The 21040-nt window shown below is 56.2% G+C and carries 10 protein-coding genes; 1 reads left to right on the forward strand and 9 read right to left on the reverse strand.

What is annotated here, in order from left to right:
* Positions 1-47 precede the first annotated feature (47 nt).
* The 8 genes from ACO064_RS06125 to ACO064_RS06160 all read right to left on the reverse strand — a co-directional run bounded on the left by ACO064_RS06125 (position 48) and on the right by ACO064_RS06160 (position 18334).
* Complete coding sequence (locus tag ACO064_RS06125) at positions 48-905, reverse strand: hypothetical protein (RefSeq protein ID WP_421826510.1); 858 nt, start codon at positions 903-905, stop codon at positions 48-50.
* A 224-nt stretch (positions 906-1129) separates the two neighbouring features.
* A complete protein-coding gene (locus tag ACO064_RS06130) occupies positions 1130-3496 on the reverse strand; it encodes a hypothetical protein (protein WP_421826511.1) in 2367 nt (788 codons plus the stop codon).
* A 1002-nt stretch (positions 3497-4498) separates the two neighbouring features.
* Positions 4499-5194 (reverse strand): hypothetical protein, encoded by a 696-nt coding sequence (locus tag ACO064_RS06135; RefSeq protein WP_421826512.1) that lies wholly within the window; start codon positions 5192-5194, stop codon positions 4499-4501.
* Between the two features lie 30 nt (positions 5195-5224).
* A complete protein-coding gene (locus ACO064_RS06140; protein ID WP_421826513.1) occupies positions 5225-7330 on the reverse strand; it encodes a hypothetical protein in 2106 nt (701 codons plus the stop codon).
* 423 nt (positions 7331-7753) lie between these two features.
* Positions 7754-8473, reverse strand: coding sequence for a hypothetical protein (locus ACO064_RS06145; RefSeq protein WP_421826514.1), 720 nt, complete (start codon positions 8471-8473; stop codon positions 7754-7756).
* A gap of 28 nt (positions 8474-8501) precedes the next feature.
* Complete coding sequence (locus tag ACO064_RS06150) at positions 8502-10622, reverse strand: hypothetical protein (RefSeq protein ID WP_421826515.1); 2121 nt, start codon at positions 10620-10622, stop codon at positions 8502-8504.
* 498 nt (positions 10623-11120) lie between these two features.
* Positions 11121-11885, reverse strand: coding sequence for a hypothetical protein (locus tag ACO064_RS06155; RefSeq protein WP_421826516.1), 765 nt, complete (start codon positions 11883-11885; stop codon positions 11121-11123).
* A gap of 29 nt (positions 11886-11914) precedes the next feature.
* Entirely contained in the window at positions 11915-18334 is a 6420-nt protein-coding gene (locus tag ACO064_RS06160; RefSeq protein WP_421826517.1) for a GEVED domain-containing protein, read from the reverse strand.
* Positions 18335-19603: 1269 nt separating this feature from the next.
* Here ACO064_RS06160 and ACO064_RS06165 point away from each other — a divergent pair.
* Positions 19604-20041 carry a hypothetical protein gene (locus tag ACO064_RS06165; protein ID WP_421826519.1) on the forward strand — a complete coding sequence of 146 codons (438 nt, stop codon included), beginning with the start codon at positions 19604-19606 and terminating at the stop codon, positions 20039-20041.
* 419 nt (positions 20042-20460) lie between these two features.
* Here the strand turns inward: ACO064_RS06165 and ACO064_RS06170 are convergent, their stop codons facing one another.
* Positions 20461-20922 (reverse strand): endonuclease domain-containing protein, encoded by a 462-nt coding sequence (locus ACO064_RS06170; protein ID WP_421826520.1) that lies wholly within the window; start codon positions 20920-20922, stop codon positions 20461-20463.
* Positions 20923-21040 lie beyond the last annotated feature (118 nt).

Genomic DNA, 21040 nt, shown 5'->3' on the forward strand with positions numbered 1-21040 from the left:
CTACTCTGAAATTGTGCCGGTGACCTGCAAAAACCGGTCATAAATTTTTATTGACTGACTGATACAATTGTTTGTTGATTGGCATAATCATCACTACCACAGGGAGATAATGCAGCAGCCCCCAACCCTATGGTTGCTGTTGTTGTCCCAATATTAGCCCAATTGATCATGTATGTCTTTACGTTATAATTTCGAACTGGAAGGTTTTTCAGTGCGTGCTTGAAGTTCAGATAATACCCACTACAACCAACGCTTGACTCCTGTACATAATATTGATCTACCAGTTCAAATACCCCGGGAGTTGTCTTATCCACGTAAAGCAGAATAAAAAAAGAAACCAGAGCATTATGACCATTAACGGAATGGTTACCCGTATAGTCGAGTATAACATCATTGATAGGGCTTGTTATTGAGAATGCCGCATTCCGACTCAGATCAACGGCACAAGCAGGAGGTGTAGAACCCAGTGCTGGCAGAGCGCAGTATCCACCACCCGCAGGTCCTCCGGGTGGTATTGTTACTCTAACTCCAGGAGCAGACTGTGAAAATGAAGTTACCCCTGTAGTTTTCACTGCCGGTGCCAATGCCACCCAGCCCGTACCATCCCAATAATATTCGCCTATTTTAGCCGCCAGCGTCGGATAGCTGGTGGTCGATGAGGTAATGGAAGCATTGGTATTGTACACGTGCATCCCCGCCGTCGGGGTTCCCGCCAAGCCCCAGGTGGTGGTGGTGGTCAGGCTGATGCGGGGCATCAACAAGCCCTTGTTGGTGCTTTCCATCTCAATCAGCGAACCGGGGTTGATGGAGGTTGGATTATTGCCCACTTTCATCTGAGCTTGAGCCACCAACGTGCTGGCTAAAAAGGCGATCATCGCGAGCGTATGCTTGATAGAAGTTTTCATTGCTGGTCGTGGTAAAAATTTGTTCCTATTGATAAAATTTCGTTGTTCTCATTGAATCGCCCCGTTCCCCGGTTTTGCCCCAGTCCCCGGTTTTGCCCCCAACCCCCTAAAGGGGGCTTCTGCATCCGGTTTTTTTAAGCCCCCTTTAGGGGGTTGGGGGCAAAACCGGGGACTGGGGCAAAACCGGGGCGGTGGCAAACGGCAACCCGCCCCGGCAAAACCACTCAATTATTCACCGTGATCTGCGACGTGACGGGGGCGCTGGTACACCCATTTTGCGTCGCGGTAAAGGTGTAGAGGTACGTTCCGGCGGGCAACACCTGGTTGATCGTTACACTGCCCGTTCCGGTGCCGGTGCTGGCGGGTGGATTCGGCGTGGCGGGTGTGCGGGTCCAGTTGAGGGTTGCCGTGGGCGGAAAAGCCGTAGCCACAATATTTGTTTGTTCTAACAAGCATATAATTGCATTTCTAGGAATGACCTGCAGGGCCGGAGCCGGGTTAATGGTGAGGGTAACCACCTCGGTGTCGGCGCAATTCCCGGCCTGGGCAGTAACGATGTAGGTAATCGTTTGGGGTACGCCATTGAGGTTGCTGATGCCGGCAAAATTGATGGTTGTTCCTGTTCCACTTTGTCCCAGATTATTGATCCACGTTACGGTGGCTCCGGCGTCGCCCGCCACCACGAGTGTGGTGCTTTGGCCGGAGCAGATCGTCAGACCCGAGCCCGTACTAATACTTAGACTGGGTTGGGTCGCAATGGTCACAGTTGTCGACGAACTTGCTGTACATCCGGCCGCATTGGTAGCCGTCACGCTGTAGACGCCACTGGCTGCGGTGGTGGTGACGGGGATGGTCGGGTTCTGCTGATTGCTCACAAAACCGTTCGGTCCGCTCCAGGCGTAGGTGGCAAAACCGCTCGTGGCCGACAAAGACAGGGTGCTGGCACTACACAGCGGGCTGTTGCTCGTCGCCATCACGGTCGGGGCGGTTGGGCTATTGATGGTGGCCGACAGCGCGGTCGTACAGGTCGGGTCGCCTATGGCCTGAACCACAACGGTATAGCTTCCCGGGGCGAGGTTGGCGATGGTGAAGGGACTCGCACCGAGGGCCTGAGCCGCTCCGCCATTCACACTATATTGGTAGGTCTGCGAACCGGTGTAGGTGACCAGAATGGAACCGCTGTTGGGCGTGACGCAACTCGTGACCGAGGTCGGGGTGGCCGTCGCGACCAGGTCGCAGCAGTTGTCGACCACAATGGTGCAGGTGATGGTGGTAGACGACGGACACGAAGCCGGGGCGGGTGATTCGGCCCAGACCTGGTAGGTATACGTCAGGGATGTGGGGCCGGTGTTGATCAGCGACTGGCTGATGTCGCCCGTGCCGCTCGATGGTGCCGGGGAGGTTGGCGTCCGCACCCAGTGAATGGTGGAACCGGGAATGGTGGTGGTGAACGTAATGGCACCGGTTTGGCCCGAACAGATCGTTTGCGAACAGAACGAGGGCGTCACGATGGGAACGGGATTGACCAGAACCGTGGTGACGGCGGTCAGGCTGGGGCAACCGAAGGACGTAACCGCAGCGGTGTAAGTATAGGTGGTGGGGGTACTGCCGGTGGCGGTCGGAAAGTCGACCACGTTGCCCAGGCTCGTCAGGTTGCCCGGCATCCGGGTCCAGATTGTTTGTCCGCCCGTTGGGGTGGTGGTGTAGTTGATGGCGACCTGCCCGCCCGAACAGATGGTCTGGCTGGTGAGGTCGGCGACAATGTTGGTGGTGGGGCATGAGCCCGCCAGCGTATAAACCGTGAAGGAACCCGGCACCACGGTGGCATTGGTGGTGATGGAACCCGCCGTAATCTGAGGCCCCGGCCCGGTGAAGGCACTCGCGCTGGTGGTCAGCGTCAGCGAAGCCGGATCAACCGTCGACGGAATAGCGACCCACTTGGTGCCGTCCCAGCCGACGATGGTGAGGTTATTCAGGTTGGCACCCACCATCGAAGCGATGGGCGTGTTGGCATCCCAGGTGAGGGTGATGCGCGCGGGCGTGGTACCGTCGATGTCCCAATATTCGACGTTGTCGACCACGCCGACGGTGGCGGCTTTGGTGGTGGTGGGGAACGCGCCACCCGCGGGCAAAACGCCGTAGGTGCCGCCTTTCAGGTCGCTGGTCATTGCTGAACCCGGATCGACGCCGTAGTAGGCCGCCGTGGTGGGGGCTGCTGCGGACGAAGCCGACACCGCGGCCGGGCGGTATTTGTTGTTGTCGCCGATGGGGAACGTAAACGCGCCGGGGTTGTAGGTCCGGACGTAGCCATCCATAAAGGCGGTATTGCTCGCGTTGATCCAGCTACCGGCCGGGTTGACGAAGCTGTAGACCCCGATGACGGGCAACCGCTCCGATCCCACGATCCCGGCGTTGATGGTGCCGCTGCCGGTGACGAAATCGTGTTGTCCCAAAATCCCCATCTCCATTCCGGTATGGACGTAGGTGCTGCCAAAACTGCCGGATTGTGCCCGTACGCCCTGGCTTATGACGGTTAGCACAAACAGCCAGAGAACTTCCCACCGGTGCTTTTTCGTAAAATTCCCCATCATCTGATTGCGCGTTAAATGCGTTGTATATGAACTGGTTAATGATTTTATTCTTATTTCGTTTCGGGCTGTTGCGACGGCCACTACCCTACGGTTGTGCTGTTTCGACGCTTTTGCCCCGTTCGTCGGTTTCGCCCCTAAATCCCCTAAAGGGGACTTGGACAATGCTTTGGACGACGCTTGTTACTCCCGCTCGGTGTCCAAGTCCCCTTTAGGGGATTTAGGGGCAAAAGCGTCGGCAAAATTTGCTTTGCCAAGCAATTATTAATCACCCTTTACTCCCACTCCATCAACACCCTGCCAACAGGTCAGGCAGCCTGTCGATGCCGGATTACTTCCACCTCGGCTCCCCGTTCGATGGCTTCATTCATTCAAGTCATCCAGACGATCCCGAACCGTTTCATCGCTAATGGAATCTTGCTCGGACTTATCATAAATAGCTAACAGAAAAAAGTTTTAAGATCCCGCTCAAAATCAGCCGTAACTTCTACTTTATAACTCATTAACAGTACTTTCGCTTTTTGCCCCGTTCCCCTAAAGGGGACTTGGACAATGCTTTGAACGATGCTTGTTACTCCCGCTCTGCGTCCAAGTCCCCTTTAGGGGAACGGGGCAAGAAGCGAAAGGGTATTGAATTATCAGACGTAAGTCCTCATTAAGCAGTTCTCTGGCTGATTTCAACTTTATTTTCCCCTCCACGTGCAACTGCGCCTGGCGATAGCCCCGTTCAATGGCGTCCAGAATTTCTTCGTTCGTTGGCGAAACGTCTTCCGTCTGAGCGTCACCCTCGCTTTCAATTCGTATCTGCGCCTTTAACGACTTAGCCAGTTCCAGAAACAATTGCTTATACCGGGCGTCCGTTTCGATGATCAGTACCATGTCGAATCCAGTTAGTTAGTGCTTACCAAAATTACACAAAATCGGCAGTTTCTGTTCATGCACCGTTTCCGGATGCATTGGGTTCCCTGCCTTTGTCGCTTGAATAGCCGAGTGACAATAAATTAGTTAGTTCGCAATTTTGTAGGCATAAAAAGAGGATACTACTATGCCAAAAATCGACCCGGTGGCTGGCGTGGCTGCCGCGGTTAAATTTATAGTGTCTCCTGCATTCAGGAACACGATATTTGACACGGAAGCCGAAAAGGTTACCACATTCATCTGTGAACAAGCTTGACCAACAATTGTACCTCCATTCACAACCAGTCGCAAACAAGCTGCATTAAAGACTGATGCCCCAATTGCATTGTTATCAAATTGCGTGGAGCCGAATACCTGATAAAATCCAGTTGAAGGAGCCGTGAAGGTTCCAGTAGGCGGATCGAAAGAATTGGTGGGATCAGCGGTTTCTGCCTGAAATGTGACATTCTGGTAGTTAGAAGGCCCTACCGATGAATACATGTTTTGCCTGGCCTGCGTGGTTGTTCCCGCAAAAATGGTAAGGCTTACACTTTGCCAACTTGCCCCCCCCACGGCATCAGACGTCAACACTTTTCCCGTCCCTTCGGTCCCATCCTGAATCGTCAATTGACCAGTGGTTTTATCGACTTTCACCTTGCGGTTGGGCGTGGAGGCTTCCACTTCGAGGTTAGAGGTGGGAGCGGCAACGGTGGGGTTGGTCCCGATTTTCACCTGAGCCTGGACCACCAACGTACTGGCAAACAGGGCGATAACAGCGAGGGTATGTTTGATTGCGGTTTTCATGGATATGCGTTGTAAAGAGTTGTTTAAAAATCAATTCTGCACCACGACCTGCGACGTGACCGGGGCACTCGTGCAACCGTTCTGCGTTGCGGTGAATGAGTAGTCATACGTGCCGACGGGCAGGACTTCATTCACGGTTACGCTGCCCGTTCCGGTGCCACTGGCCGGGGCCGGAATCGCCGGGGTCCGTGTCCAGTTGATCGTGGCCGTGGCCGGGAAAGACGTTGCCGTCACGGTCGTCATTTCCAGCGCGCAGACCACCGCCTGTTTGGGTACCACCTGCAGGGCCGGAACCGGTTTGATGGTCAGCGTCACCACCTTGCTGTCGGAACAGTTTCCGGCGCTCGCCGTCACCACATACGTGATCGTCTGGGGAGGACCGCTGATGTTGTTGATCCCCGCAAAGTTGATCGTGGTTCCGGTGCCGCTTTGGCCGAGGCTATTCACCCAGGTGACATTGGCCCCACCGTCGCCCGACACCGTCAGCGTGGTGGCCTGGCCCGAACAGATCGTCAGACCCGAACCGGCTGTAATACTTAGACTGGGTTGCGTCGCAATGGTCACAGTTGTGGAGGCCAAACCGGTACAACTAATGCCGTCGGATACCGTGACGGAATAGACGCCACTGGCTGCGGTGGTGGTGTTGGGAATGGTCGGGTTCTGCATCGTGCTCACAAAACCGTTCGGCCCGCTCCAGGCGTAGGTGGCAAAACCGCTCGTGGCCGACAACGACAGGGTGCTGGCACTACACAACGGGCTGTTGCTCGTAGCCGCTACAATGGGGTTGCAGCAATTGTCGACCACAATCGTACAGGTGATGGTGGTGGACGAAGGGCAGGACGAAGGTGCCGGACTGACGCCCCAAACCTTGAACGTGATGGTCTGCGACGTAGGGCCGGTGTTGGTCAGGGCCTGGCTGATGTCGCCCGTACCGGTTTGGTTGTTATCGACGCGCAGCCAGTTGATGGTGCTGCCGGGAATGCTGCTGGCAAAGGTGATAGCACCCGTTTGCCCCGAACAGATCGTTTGCGAACAGATGGAGGGCGTTACGATGGGAACCGGGTTGACCGTCACCGTGGTGACCGCCGTCAGACTCGGACAGCCGAACGTGCCGGTGACCACGGCGGAGTAGGTGTAGCTGACCGGCGTGGTGCCGGTAGCGGTCGGGTAATCCAGCACGTTGCCCAGTTGAACAAGGTTGCCCGGCATCCGGGTCCACTGGATTTGGGAACCGGCGGGGGTGGTGGTGTAGTTGATGGCCACCAGCGCACCCGTACAGATGGTGGTGGAGGTGATGTCGGGCACAATAGTGGTGGGCGGACAGGCCCCCGCCAGCGTGTAAACCGTGAAAGATCCCGGCACCACGGTGGCGTTGGTGGTGATGGAACCCGCCGAAACCTGTGGGGCCAGGCCCGTGAAGGCACTCGCGCTGGTGGTCAGCGTCAGCGAAGCCGGATCGACCGTCGACGGAATGGCCACCCACTTCGTGCCGTCCCAGCCGACGATGGTGAGGTTATTCAGGTTGGCACCCACCATCGAAGCGATGGGGGTGTTGGCATCCCAGGTGAGGGTGATGCGCGCGGGCGTGGTGCCGTCGATGTCCCAGTATTCGACGTTGTCGACCACGCCGACGGTGGCGGCTTTGGAGGTGGTGGGGAACGCGCCACCCGCGGGCAAAACGCCGTAGGTGCCGCCTTTCAGATCGCTGGTCATCGCTGAACCCGGATCGACGCCGTAGTAGGCCGCCGTCGTGGGTGCCGCGAAAGAGGAGGCCGACACCGCGGCCGGGCGGTATTTGTTGTTGTCGCCGATGGGGAACGTAAACGCACCGGAGTTGTAGGTTCGCACGTAACCATCGACAAAAGCCGTATGGGCCGCGTTGATCCAGGAGGCACTGGCCCCCAAAAAGCTGTACAGCCCGATGACGGGTTGCCGCTCCGAGCCAATGATCCCGGCGTTGATGGTGCCGCTGCCGTTGATGAAGTCGTGCTGCCCCAGGATAACCGTCTCAATTCCGGTGTGGGCATAGGAACTGCCCACACTACTCGATTGAGCGTGTACCAACTGGCTGATGACGGCAAGCACGAGCATCCAGAGAACGGCCCATCGGTGCTTTTTAGTAAAATTCCCCATCATTTGATTGCGCGTTAAATGCGTTGTATATGAACTGGTTAATGATATTATTCTTTTTCGTTTGGGGCTGTTGCCGCTGTTTTACCCCGTTCGTCGCTTCCGCCCCTGTTGACGGTTTTGCCCCTGTTGACGGTTTTGCCCCTGTTGACGGTTTTGCCCCTAAATCCCCTAAAGGGGACTTGGACAATGCTTTGGACGACGCTTGTTACTCCCGCTCGGTGTCCAAGTCCCCTTTAGGGGATGTAGGGGCGAAACCGTCAACAGGGGCGAAAGCGACGGCCCGGCAAAAGCGTCGAAATACAGACTAGAATAAATTGCTTGTAAAAGCAATACAATAAACATGCTTTTATCCTTACTCAATCAACCCATCAGGCAGCCTGTCGGTGTGGCATTCCTCCACCTCGGCTACTCAAGACCTGTTTTGTTTTAAGGCACATAATAAAGCGACATTGACCCGGTGTATACGTTTGTTGCACATCCGGGTGGTTCATAATTGACCGAATAGGTGACTTTGATAGTTACAATGTCATTAGCATTCAAATGCAAAAGCTCATTAATTGCATTAGTCCACCCACCCGCGCGTCTTGTCAAATTATTATTACCAGCGAAAACGCCCGTTGCAACTCCATTAATGTATAAATTCATAGATGTTGCAATGAGCGCATTGACGTCCGTGCATCCTGCACCGTTTTGAAGGCCGGTGATACTATTTAACTGATAGTAACCAGTTACAGGCGCTTTTAATCCGTTGCCAACTTTTGCTGCTCCTCCTTCTGTAAATTCAGTAGTAGTGTATTGCACCTCCTGAGATTGAAAATTGCTTGTAAAGACCGGAGTAAAACCTCCTGTTACTCTAATCTTGGGCAATTGATCAATCGCAGTAGCGGGAATTTTTTGCCAACTCGCCCCTCCAACCGCGTCAGATGTCAAAATTTTACCCGTTCCTTCGGTCCCATCCTGAATCGTCATTTGCCCGGTCACCCGATCGACTTTCACTTTGCGGTTGGGCGTCGAGGCTTCCACTTCCAGGTTGGCGTTGGGGTTGGTGACCGTCGGGTTGGAACCGATTTTCATTTGGGCTTCTGCCACGACCGTACTGGCGAAGAGGGCAAAAACGACGAGGGTATGTTTGATGGCGGTTTTCATGGTATAAATTGTAAAGAGTTGTTTAAAATCAATTCTGCACCGTGACCTGCGACGTGGCCGGGGCACTCGTGCAACCGTTCTGCGTTGCGGTGAACGTATAGGTGTACGTGCCGACGGGCAAGGTTTCGTTCACCGTCACGCTACCCGTTCCCGTACCACTGGCCGGAGCCGGTATTGCCGGGGTCCGTGTCCAGTTGATCGTGGCCGTGGCGGATAGAGCCGTTCCGGTGACGGTCGTCATTTCCAGCGCGCAGACCACCGCCTGAACGGGAATCACCTGAATGACCGGGGCCGGGTTGATGGTCAGCGTCACCACCTTGCTGTCGGAACAGTTTCCGGCACTCGCCGTCACCACATACGTGATCGTTTCGGGGGTGGCGTTGGTGTTGCCAATCCCGGCAAAGAAAATCGAGGTACCGGTGCCGCTTTGGCCGAGGCTATTCACCCAGGTTACTGCCGCCCCGCCGTCGCCCGACACCGCCAGCGTCGTGCTTTGTCCCGAACAGATCGTCAGACCCGAACCGGCTGTAATACTTAGACTGGGTTGCGTCGCAATGGTCACCGTGGTGGAGGCCAAACCCGTGCAACTGATGCCGTCGGATACCGTCACGGAATAGACGCCACTGGCTGCGGTGGTGGTGACGGGGATGGTCGGATTCTGCATCGTGCTCACAAAACCGTTCGGCCCGCTCCAGGCGTAGGTGGCAAAACCGCTCGTGGCCGACAGCGACAGGGTGCTGGCACTACACAACGGGCTGTTGCTCGTGGCCGCTACCACCGGATTGCAGCAGTTTTCCACGACAATCACGCAGGTGATGGTGTTTGAACTGGGGCAACTCGCGACCGAAGCCGGGTAGGTCGCCCAGATCTGGTAGGTATACGTCAGGGAAGTCGGGCCGGTGTTGGTCAGCGACTGGCCAATGTTGCCCGTGCCGCTCGACGGAGCCGGGCTGGTGGGCGTTCGAACCCAGTTGATGACGCCCCCCGGAATGCTGGTGACGAAGGTGATGGCCCCGGTTTCGCCCGAACAGATCGTTTGCGAACATTGCGAGGGCGTCAGGATCGGCTGCGGATTGACGGTCACGATCGTGGTGGCCGTATTGCTGGTGCAACCAAACGCACTGGTCACCACAGCGGTGTAGGTGTAGCTGACCGGGGCGGTTCCGGGGGCGGTGGGGTAATCGAGCACATTGCCGAGGTTGGTCACATTGCCCGGCATCCGGGTCCACTGCACGGTTTGGGCCGCGGGCGTGGTGGTGTAGTTGATGGCGACTTCGCCCCCCGAGCAGGTCGTCAGGGAGGTGATGCTGGCCGTTACGCTGGTGGGTGGGCAGATGCCCGCGAGGGTGTAGACGATGAACGATCCCGGCACTACAGTGGCGTTGGTGGTGATGGAACCCGCCGAAACCTGCGGAGCCAGGCCCGTGAAGGCACTCGCGCTGGTGTTCTGGAGCAGCGAAGCAGCATCGACCGTCGACGGAATGGCCACCCACTTCGTGCCGTCCCAGCCGACGATGGTGAGGTTGCTGAGGGTCGTGCCGACCATCGCGTTGATGGGCGTGGTGTTGTCCCAGGTGAGGGTGATGCGCGCGGGCGTGGTGCCGTCGATGTCCCAGTATTCGACGTTGTCGACCACGCCGACGCGGGTGGCTTTGGATGTCGTGGGAAAAGCGAGACCTCCGCCGGGCAAAACGCCGTAGTTGCCGCCCATGAGGTTACTGGTGGTGGCCACACCCGGATCGACGCCGTAATAGGCCGCCGTGGTGGGCGCTGCTGCCGACGAGGTCGACACCGCGGCCGGGCGGTAGCGGTTGTTGTCGCCAACCGGAAAGGTGAACGGGCCAGGGTTATAGGTCCGGACGTAGCCATCGACAAAGGCGGTATTGCTGGCATTGATCCAGCTTCCGTTCGGATTAACCATGCTGTACATCCCGATGGCGGGTTGCCGCTCCGAGCCAATGATGCCGGCGCTGATGGTGCCGCTGCCGGTGACGAAATTATGCTGCGCATAAATGCCGCCCTCCCCTCCGCTGTGCATGAAGGAACTGCCAAAACTGCCCGACTGCGCCCGTGCCAGTTGGCTGATGACGGTCAACACAAACGTCAGGAAAATACCCCATCTGCGTTTTCTAGTAAAATTCCCCATCATTGACTTTGCGTTAAATGCTTTATGTGTTTACTCTTCAATCAATTGTCGTATTCAATATTTGATTTGACAATCAAATAATCTACCAATCCAATGTGCATTCCCTATAAAACGAACTGGCTTTCAAATAATCAACTAGTTACTTCTTGCCACCACCATTCAAACTCAGCGATAGGGTGATTTTCGGCCAATAATTGCAATTAAGATATTGGTATCAAGGACGATTCTCAGACCGGTAATGTTCATTAGCCCAATTTTTCATATCTGCTTCGGTAAGATTCTGGTTCTGTTCATTAACGGTTTTTCTGCAACGACTCCAACGCTTTGCCGTGCTGATGAATCATCACAATGACGGGTGCGACCCACCGATTGCCACCCTTTTTATATTCCGGAATACTTCAGGAACGCTACACTTTTATACTCATACGAAAGCCAGGGTTCGCGTGATTTCCCAAAATATTGTTCCGAAAGTAAACCGGTTCAAAGAAATACGTTCTGCTTTTATTTCGAGATGAAAGCACCCGTAAAGTTGAAAAAGAAAAACGTTGAGGTTTGCCCAGGTTGGAGACTGGCATTGAATCTCATATCAACCACATCACCGGCGTTAAGTGGCATTATAATCGTACCTGCTCCCGCTATACCACTGCCAATAGAACAGTTTGCGACGCTTAAATACCTAGTTAAAATCCCATTTACATAAATAGGCACATATACGCCTTGTAAATAGCTTAGGTTCGTTGAAGAATAAATGGTACTGAATTGATAAACCCCAGTTCCATTGGCCGGTACGGTAAATGAATTAGTCGCCAAATTAAAACTGTTATTTTTATCATAATTCTTGACCCCAAAGATCGCTTTATCAGTAGCCGAAGCGGCCACCGTCTGGTTAGCGGTATTGGAAACCGAAAACAACACCGGAGAATCCTGGATGCCCAGCGGTGCCAATGCCACCCAGCCCGTTCCGTCCCAGTAATATTCTCCCACTTTGGCCACCAGCGTCGGGTAAGCCGTGTTGGTCGAGGTGATGGACGCATTCGTATTGTACACATGCATCCCCGCGGCCGGGGTTCCCGCCAGCCCCCAGGTGGTGGTATTGGTCAGGCTGATGCGGGGCATCAACAGCCCTTTGTTGGTGCTTTCCATTTCAATCACCGAACCGGGGTTGATGCTCGTCGGGTTGTCCCCGACTTTAAACTGGGCTTTTGCCACCAACGTACTGGCAAAGAGGGCAAGAACGACGAGGGCATGTTTGATCACGGTTTTCATGGCTATAAGTTGTAAAGAGTTGTTTTAAATTAGTTCTGCACCGTCAGCGGCACCGTTACCACCTGGCTCGTACACCCGTTCTGCGTTGCCGTGAAATTGTAGGTGTAGTTGCCCGCTGGTAAGGCTTCGTTGACCGTCACACTTCCCGTTCCCGTACCACTGGCCGGGGCCGGAATCGCCGGGGTCCGCGTCCAGTTGATGGTCGCGGTCGCCGGTTTCGCCGTGGCGACAATGTTGGTCATTTCCAGGGCGCAAATCACCGCGTTCTGGGGAACCACCTGCAAAGCCGGGGCCGGGTTGATGGTCAGCGTCACGATTTTGCTATCCGAACAATCGCCCGCTTTCGCCGAAAACACGTAGGTGACGGTTTCTGGCTGGCCACTCACGTTGCCAATACCGGCAAAGACGATCGAAGTGCCGGTGCCGCTTTGTCCCAGGCTGTTCACCCAGGTGACTGCCGCTCCGCCGTCGCCCGATACGGCCAGCGTGGTGCTTTGTCCCGAGCAGATCGTCAGACCCGAACCGGCTGTAATACTTAGACTGGGTTGCGTCGCAATGGTCACCGTGGTCGACGCCAGTGCCGTACAACCGGCCGCATTTGTCGCCGTGACACTGTAGGTGCCACTGGTGATCGTAGATGCGTTCGGAATGGTTGGGTTCTGCTGGTTGCTCACAAAACCGTTGGGGCCGCTCCAGGCGTAGGTTGTAAACCCGCCGGTGGCCGCCAGCGCGATGGTGCTTCCGGCGCAGAGCGGACTGTTGCTCGTGGCCTGTACCGTCGGCAGAACCGGGCTGCCAACCGTGGCCGTCAGTGACTGCATACAGCTTGGGTCACCCACCGCCTGAACAACAATCGCGTAGGTTCCGGCGGCCAGGTTCGGCACGGTAAACGGACTGGCTCCCAGGCTCTGGAACGCTCCGCCATTTACACTGTATTGGTAGGTCTGCGAACCGGTATAGGTCAGAACAACGGCCCCGCTGTTGGGCGTGACGCAACTCGTGACGGCAATCGGAACCGCCGTAGCCGCCAGATCGCAACAGACCGAGAGGCTCACCACCGAGGTAACGGCAGTCGTTGCGCAATTGGCAGCATCCGTTACCACGACGGTGTAGCTACCCGCAAGCGTCACATTCGAAACCGTCGGATTTTGCAGGTTGCTGGTGAAACCGCCGGGGCCGCTCCACGCGAAGGTGTAGGAACCGGCCGGCGTCACCGTAGACGAGAGTGCCAGCGAACCGCCCGCACAAACAGCCGCCGGGGTAGCACCCGCCACCACCGTCAGGTTCGAGCCATTGGTCAGGGTCACGACCTCGCTCAGCGTACAACCCCGGCTGTCGCCCATCGTTACCGTGTAGCTGCCCGGTGTCAGATTGGCCGCCGTGCCGCCACTGCCCACCACGCCCGTTGGACCGGTGATGGTGTAGGAATACGCGGCACCCGTTCCGCCCGATGGCTGCACCACCGTCAGACTTCCCGAGGTGGGCGACAAACAAGTCGGGTTTTTGTATTGAATATTGAAATCCATGCCCGTGGGCTGGTTCACCGTGATGGTGGTGACCGATACGCAGGACGTGGAGGTGGTTCTTGTAATCACGTAGGTACCACCCGGAACCGTCAGCGACAGGGGCGTTCCGGCCGTTGCCTGACCCATGATCGTGGCCGTATTGGCAATCGTGACGACGTAGGTAGCACCCGCATCCGTTCCCGGATTGGTGTATTGAATCGTGCCGTTTTCGTCCGGACAGTTGGCGTCCGTTTTGGTCCAGCCCGCGATGGCCGGTTGGCCCGCCGGGTTGATGATGACATTGGTTTTCGTCACCGAGCATCCGTTGGCATCCGTCACCGTGATCTGATACGTTCCGGCGGGCAGACCCGTGCGGGTAAACGTCCGGACGTTGCTCACGCCTTCGATGTAGCCGTTCAGGCTGTAGGTGAACGGCCCTACCCCACCGGTTACGGTGATGACGATTCGACCGTCGTTGGCTAAGCAACTCGTAGCGTTGGTCGCTACCGCCGTGGCGTTGATCACCGTCGTGCTGTTGCTCGGAATCGTGACGTCCAGCACGGATTTACAGGTGCCGTTGCCGGTCAGTGTAAAGACGTAATTACCGGATTTCAAACCGGAGATTGTCACCGGAGCCGCACTCGGCTGGGTCTGACTCCCGGTGGTTGGGCCGGTCCACGAAATCGTGAAGGGTCCCGTACCGCTCAGGTTCAGTACCGCGCTGCCGTTGGCAACCGTACAACTCGCGGCTGTGGCCAGTTGCAGCGACAGGATGGGGCCACCGATGTCGTTCACATTGACGACTTCGACGTATTTACAGGCATTGTAGACATTGTCGGCGGAAGAAACCGTGGCCGTAACCGAGTAGGTGCCAGCCGCCAGTCCCGAAGCCACCGGGCCGTTGGCGCCGTTGCTCCACAAATACGTTGCCGTGGCTCCGGCTGGCACCACCAGCAGATTCGCCGTGGCCTGACCATTGACTTTCCCGCATTCGTTGTCGATCACTGTCGTTTCGAACGTCAGAGCCGGACATTTAATCTGGCAGGGTGGCACGGTGACCAGGGCGTCTTCATTGCCCGGACAGCCGTGGCTGTCTACCACACTGACTTTGTAGTCGCCCCCACCCAGGTTTTGCAGGTTCGTTGCGGCAATACCGGTTGTCAGGTCGGTAACGGTTATTGTATAACCCGGTGTTCCGCCGTTGATCTGAACCACTTGCAGCGTACCGTCGCCATTGCCCGTGCCACCCGGTCCGCAGGATTCCGGCGTGTACTGGACGTTGAAGTCGATGCCATTCGGTACGTTGATCGTGAAGCTCTGGAACGAGGTACAGACGCTGCTGCCCACCGTTTCTTTCCGCTCGACCACGTACACCCCTTTTGGTACGCTCACCGTGGCGGAGGTATTGCCCGGAACCGTCGTGATAACCGTTCCACCCGAACCGAGCAACACCCGGTAGGTTACGTTGGCCGCCTGTCCACCGGCGAAAATCAGCGTTCCGTCGTCGGTCGGGCAGGTTGCGCTCTGCGACGTCCAGCCCGACACCACCGGTGCCCCGGTTTCGCCAATGGTTACCGTCCGTTCGGTTTCGCAGCCGTTGGCCCCACTCACAACCCCGACGGTATAGACGCCCGCCGGTAGTCCCGGAATGGTTAAGGTATTGATGGACACGGAGGTATAGGCCGTGCCGTTGAGGGAGAAGGTATAATTAGGACCGCTGCCCGACGCCGTCAGGCTGATCGAACCGTCCTGTGATCCGCAACTTGAAGCCGTGTTTGGCGTAGCCGCCAGCGAAATGGCGCTGCTCGACGAAACCGGGATCGTGACATCCTGCGTACTCTTGCAGGACGAGGTGCTGCCGGTTAGCGTGAAGACGTAGTTGCCAGCCGCCAAACCCGTGCGGTTGAAAGAGAAGCCGGAGCCGGTGTTGCCAATGTTGGCAGAACCACTGCTCGGGCCGGTCCACGACACCACATACGGCCCTGTGCCGCTGGTGACGCTGAACGAAACCGAACCGGTGGCACCCGTACAGCTTGAGGGGTTGATGATCCGGCTTTCAAATACCGGCCCGCCGATGTCGTTGACGTTGACCATTTCGACGTAAGGACAACCCGCGAAGGTGCCGGTCAAAACCGTAGCCGTTACCGAGTAGACCCCGGCGGCTAAACCGTTGGTGTTTTTGCCGGAGAAGTTATTGCTCCACTGGTAATCGACGTCGTTTTCACTGTAGGTACCGAGTTGCGCGACGGCCCGACCATCGGAAGCTCCGCAATTGGCATCCACCACGAAGGTATTCATGGGAATAACCGGGCAAAGCTGCTCGCAGTTGGGTACGGTGACGAAGATGCTTTCAACACCCGAACACCCTTTCGAATCGAATACTTTGACGTTGTAAACGCCCGGTGCCAGGTTGGTATACACGCCCGGCGACGAGGGCGCAATCACCTGATTCTGCGCGTTGGTCAGCGTGGTCGAATACGGGCTGGTGCCGCCCATGATCTGGACGACCGAAACCGTGCCGTCGTTGTTGGCTACGCCACCCGGCGCGCAGGTTACTTTCGTGTATTCGACGTTGAATTTCAATCCTTCCGGCACCGTGATGGTCACCGTGGTGAAGGACGTACAGGTCGACGAGGTTGCCGTGCTTTCGATGCTGTAGGTTCCCGCCGGTAAGGTCAGGGTGGTGGAAGTGGCACCGCTGATGCCCGCCACCGGGCTGACAATGGCACCCGTCGTGACTTCCCGAACCACGAAGGTGGCCGTGGCCTGACCGCCCGCAAAGACCAACTGGCCTTTGTCGGCGGGGCAAATCGGATTGACCACCGTCCAGCCGGTGATGGCCGGTGCGCCGGTTTCGAGGATCGTTACCGGAATTTCGGCCGACGAACAACCACCCGCCGAGCTGACGCCCACGGTATAGACCCCGGCTTTCAAACCCGTCACGGTGAAACTCGTGTTGGCCGAAACGCCCACCGCCACGCCGTCGAGGGAATACGAGAACGGTCCCGTTACGCCCACCGCCGGAATGGCCGTGATAACGATGCTACCCGAGAACGAACCACAGGCCGTGGCATTGGTGGGGGTGGCCGTCACGCTGATGCGGTCGCTGTCGTCTTTCGGAACCGTGATCGGCAGGTAGGAAGAACAGGCGGTATTGGTGCTGGTGCTGGTAATTTTAAAAATATAAGAACCGGGGGCCAGATTCGGAATTGTGGTGACGCCCAGGGTGGCACCGGGCAGCGAGCCGGTGGCGGCTCCCGTCCAGGAAATCGTGAAAGGTCCCGTGCCGGTGGTGATGTCGATGGCGACGGCTCCGTTGTTGCCCAGACAGTCGGCGGAGGTAATCAGGTCGATTTCGCCGATGGGCGCACCGATGTCGTTCACCTGCACGCTGTCGATCACCGTACAGGCTCCGTTGGCGGTAGTGATGGTGGCCGTGACGCTGTAGACCCCAGCCGCCAGCCCGGTGATGTTCGGGCCGGTTTTTCCGTTGCTCCAGGCAAAACCGGTGGTGGCTCCCGTGGGAAGTCCGCCGATGGAAACCGACGCGGTTCCGTCACTGTTGCCGCAGGTCGCATCGATTTTACCCGCACTGATGGGGTAATTACAGGGTGGCGGGGTACAATCCCGCACGACGATGACGGCCAGCGCGGGGGCCGAACACACATTCCCCGGCGCGTAGGCCACCGTATAGGAACCGACGCCGGAGGCAATGCCACTGAAGATGGTGCCGGTCAGCGACCCGTTGAGGGCCGAGAACGAACCACCGGCGGGGAAATAGGTGGCCAGATCGACAGTGACGTTGTTGCAGATGGCGAGGGTTTTGTTCTCGGAAAGCGAGGTCGGATTGACCACAATCGTACAGGTGATGGTGGTGGACGACGGACAGGTTGCCGGGGGCGAACTGACGCCCCAGATTTTGTAGGTGTAGGTTCCGGCGGTGGTGAAGAGCTGGCTGATGTCGCCCGAGCCGGTGGCCCCGTCTTCGACCCGCAGCCAGTTGACCGTTGTGCCGGTGACACTGCTGACAAAGGTGATGGCCCCGGTTTGGCCGACGCAAATGGTTTGCGAACAAACCGAGGGCGTGATGACCGGTACGGGGTTGACTGTCACCACGGTGGTGGCGATGTTGCTCGGGCAACCGTAGATGCTCGGGATTACGGCGGTGTAGGTGTAGCTGACCGGCGTAGAACCCATGGCCGTGGGGTAATCCGTGAAATCACCGGCCCCCGTCAGGCCACCCGGCATCCGCACCCACTGCACCACCTGTCCGGTTGGGGCGGTGGTGTAGGAAACCGAAACCGGTGCGCCAGAGCAGACGGTCAGGGCGGTGGGGTTGGCCGTGATGGTGCCGCCACCGGGGTTGATCACGATCTGGTAATCCTCCACTTCGCCGTCAGACGCCGAACCGCCCGGCGTGTTGACCGTGATGGTGGGGTCGCTCGTGAGCCGGACGCGGGCGTAGGTCGTTCCCGGTACCAAACCGCTGATGCCCGTCCAGGTGAGGGTGTAATTGCCTGCCGTTCCCGCAGGAATCGACACGCCTTCCGAGGCTTCGAACGTGCCGTTCTGGTTGAAGTCGATCCAGCCGATGAGACGGGCGGAGGGCGAACCGGTGTTGTTGACATCGACCACCAAAGCGGTCAGGCTGGTGGTGGCCGTACAGAGAACGCCAAAGGTTACGGCGTCTTCGTCGTTAATATTATCGAGGTTATCGCCGTTGGCGGTGCTGGGAAAACCGTCGGTTTCAATATCGAGCAGTGTCCCCATGCGCAGATTGGCCGATCCTTTGTGGGAAGGACCACCGCTGGCAAGGCTGGTTTTGTAGGTATCCGGTGCATCACCGAAGTCGCAACCCACGCCGATGGTGATGTCGTCGATGCCAAAGTCGTTACCATAAACACCCAAGGTCTGTTGATTATTTCGAACAACAAAATCAGCCACACCATTGATATCTGCCGTAAATTCCAACTGAAATTGTTGCCAAGTTGGAACTCCATTTACCATGTGAATATCTCCAGTTGTCGTAGAGGCCAATAAAGTACCATCTGTTTTACGGGATTCCAGTAAAAGGTTAGGCAGAATAATATTATCTGTATTAAAACCTATAGCATAAATGGAAAGATAATAAGTTGCTCCCGGCACCAAACCGGTAAACCGACGCCTAAATACCTCGTCTTTAGCAAAGCCCCCATTTACAAACATGTAATATCCTCCTACATCACCGGGAGTATGGTCAACATAGCTCGAATTTCCTATAAAAGTATTACCGGCGTCATTTACAATCGCGTACTCTCCATTTCCCAAGACAGACCCAGTACCGAAATTATTGTAATGATAAGGAGTGTAGCCATTGGGCAGTACCGGCCCATATGAACTGGTAGTTGTTCCGGCAACTCCGAAAGTTTCTACATATGGACTACCACAGGTGTTGACGATAGCTGAACTAATAATGTTGACATTGTCAAACTCAATGAAGCTAGACTGACCAGTAGTGACGGTAACGGTGGCTGTGCGCGCTGACAGGTTTGTCGAAACGGTTCCTCCCGACGTAATAATGTTGCTCAATTGCCAGGTTGATGGCGGAGTAGACTCGGTGATTGTATAGGTTCCTGGAGCTACATCAAATACAACAGTATTGGTGTTGGTTGTGCGAACCGAATGATCATCGAGCCAAGTTCCATCTTCCGTCCGTTGCATCAACCTTCCAGATTGTGAAGAGTATGCTAAATAACCGGCGTATTGAGTTAGATAGGGAACATCGCCATCTGATCCTGCGGAAATACCACCAAAGGAAGTTCTCAAGCCTGAGCTACCCGGATCGTTAACAAAAGAACCACCCAAACCACCAATCAGTCTATGCATCTGTCTTCCAATGGAACTGACAGCCCAAACTGTTCCATCAGCGGCAACAGTGATATCATCATAAGCGCCCGGATACGTATTCGTTACAGTAGCTGTAGAACCAGAGATGGTAATCCGGTAAATATTCACACCATCGATAACCCATACAGCTCCATCGGGTGCTACATCCAGCCGAGTACCGCAAATATTCGGGAACGCAGTAAAATCATTAAATCCGTTATTATACCGGTTTAAGACTGCGCAGGAAGAAGAGCCCGCCAGCACGTAAGTGAATTGGATAGCTCCTGCCGATAATCCTACATCAACGATGTTATTGCCACCAAACCCGATAGTTGAAACACCGTCAGAATGAAACAAAACGCCACTACTTGCAAACGTAACATTACCATCCTTATCCGAGTCCAGTCGATTGCCAGTGGCACCACTCAAAGCGACCCAAGAAGTACTTCCAGTGCTCCGGTGGTAAATTTGTCCGACACCTCCACCCGATGGCGGCATTTCTGCCACCCACACCTTATTGTTATTACCAACCCCTACATCCTGCAAAGGTATATATGCGGCATCATCCGTCAGGTTAAACGTACTCCCCCCCGGAATGTTGGAGGTAAAGCCAAACTGCTGCCCCGCCGTTTCGGACTGGGCTTTCTTGGCAATGGTGATGGTGGCCTGGGCCTGCACCCGCTGCGCCCCGATGAGGGTGGTGAACAAAAACCCGATGAGTACGACCCACTCCCGCCAGCGACCGGCGGAAGACCCGTGTACTTTCGGCAGGATTGGGTCGGATAAACCCCGGCCACTACCGGTTGAGGGTATAGCTGGATGAGAGATCGTTGTAGAAGGTAACCACATGGTCGTACTGGTTATTTGTTTGTTCACGCAATATTTTGATACCGAACCCATACTCGTATCGTTTAATCTATCTGCTGCTATTCTTGCCCCGGTTTGCTCCCACCCCCCTGAAGGCCGGGCGCGCCGGTGCCGGGCTTTGGACGACGCTTATGTCCGGTTTTACTCCCAACCTTCGTTTCGCCCGGGATTTGCCCCCAACCCCCTGAAGGGGGCTTATGCATCCGGATTTTTAAAGCCCCCTTTAGGGGGTTGGGGGCAACGCTTATGTCCGGTTTTATTCCCAACCTTCGTTTCGCCCCGGATTCGCCCCCAACCCCCTGAAGGGGGCTTCTGCATCCGGATTTTTAAAGCCCCCTTCAGGGGGTTGGGGGCGAAACCGGGCTTGGGGGCGAAACCAGGCTTGGGGGCGAATCCGGGCTTGGGGGCGAATCCGGAGATAAATCCGGTTGCCTTATCCGTAAAAAGCTTCTAATCCGATCCAGCACCGAGGGCAGATGGTGAAATACCTCTTCGTTGCTAAACCGTAGCACGGTGATTCCAAACTCTTCCATCAATCGGGTGCGCCCTTTATCGTATTCCATCTGCTCTCGTTCCTGGTGTATGCCCCCATCGATTTCGACAACCAACCGGGCCTTATGACTATAAAAATCAGCAATAAAATGGCTCAACGGGTGCTGTGACTTAAACCGAAAGCCCTCCAGTTGATTGGCTCTCAAAGCCTTCCAAACTATTTTTTCAGCCGGTGTCAACATTCTCCTTAGTTCATCCGCTTTCCGAAATAGCTCTGGTGTTGCGCCATAAAACATGTCGGTCGCCATGGGCTTCTTCTTTTTAGTTTACATCTGCTCTTTCGACTGGTTTCGGTCCCCAAGCCCGGTTCGGTCCCCAACCTTTGTTTCGCCCCGGTTTCGCCCCCAACCCCCTGAAGGGGGCTTC

The organism is Larkinella sp., assembly GCF_965227735.1.
Lineage (GTDB): Bacteria > Bacteroidota > Bacteroidia > Cytophagales > Spirosomataceae > Larkinella.

Bases quoted from the DNA above. Each gene is read 5' to 3' on its own strand.
- ACO064_RS06125 (WP_421826510.1), bottom strand. From the start codon at position 905: ATGAAAACTTCTATCAAGCATACGCTCGCGATGATCGCCTTTTTAGCC.
- ACO064_RS06130 (WP_421826511.1), bottom strand. From the start codon at position 3,496: ATGATGGGGAATTTTACGAAAAAGCACCGGTGGGAAGTTCTCTGGCTG.
- ACO064_RS06135 (WP_421826512.1), bottom strand. From the start codon at position 5,194: ATGAAAACCGCAATCAAACATACCCTCGCTGTTATCGCCCTGTTTGCC.
- ACO064_RS06140 (WP_421826513.1), bottom strand. From the start codon at position 7,330: ATGATGGGGAATTTTACTAAAAAGCACCGATGGGCCGTTCTCTGGATG.
- ACO064_RS06145 (WP_421826514.1), bottom strand. From the start codon at position 8,473: ATGAAAACCGCCATCAAACATACCCTCGTCGTTTTTGCCCTCTTCGCC.
- ACO064_RS06150 (WP_421826515.1), bottom strand. From the start codon at position 10,622: ATGATGGGGAATTTTACTAGAAAACGCAGATGGGGTATTTTCCTGACG.
- ACO064_RS06155 (WP_421826516.1), bottom strand. From the start codon at position 11,885: ATGAAAACCGTGATCAAACATGCCCTCGTCGTTCTTGCCCTCTTTGCC.
- ACO064_RS06165 (WP_421826519.1), top strand. From the start codon at position 19,604: ATGAAACAAAACGCCACTACTTGCAAACGTAACATTACCATCCTTATC.
- ACO064_RS06170 (WP_421826520.1), bottom strand. From the start codon at position 20,922: ATGGCGACCGACATGTTTTATGGCGCAACACCAGAGCTATTTCGGAAA.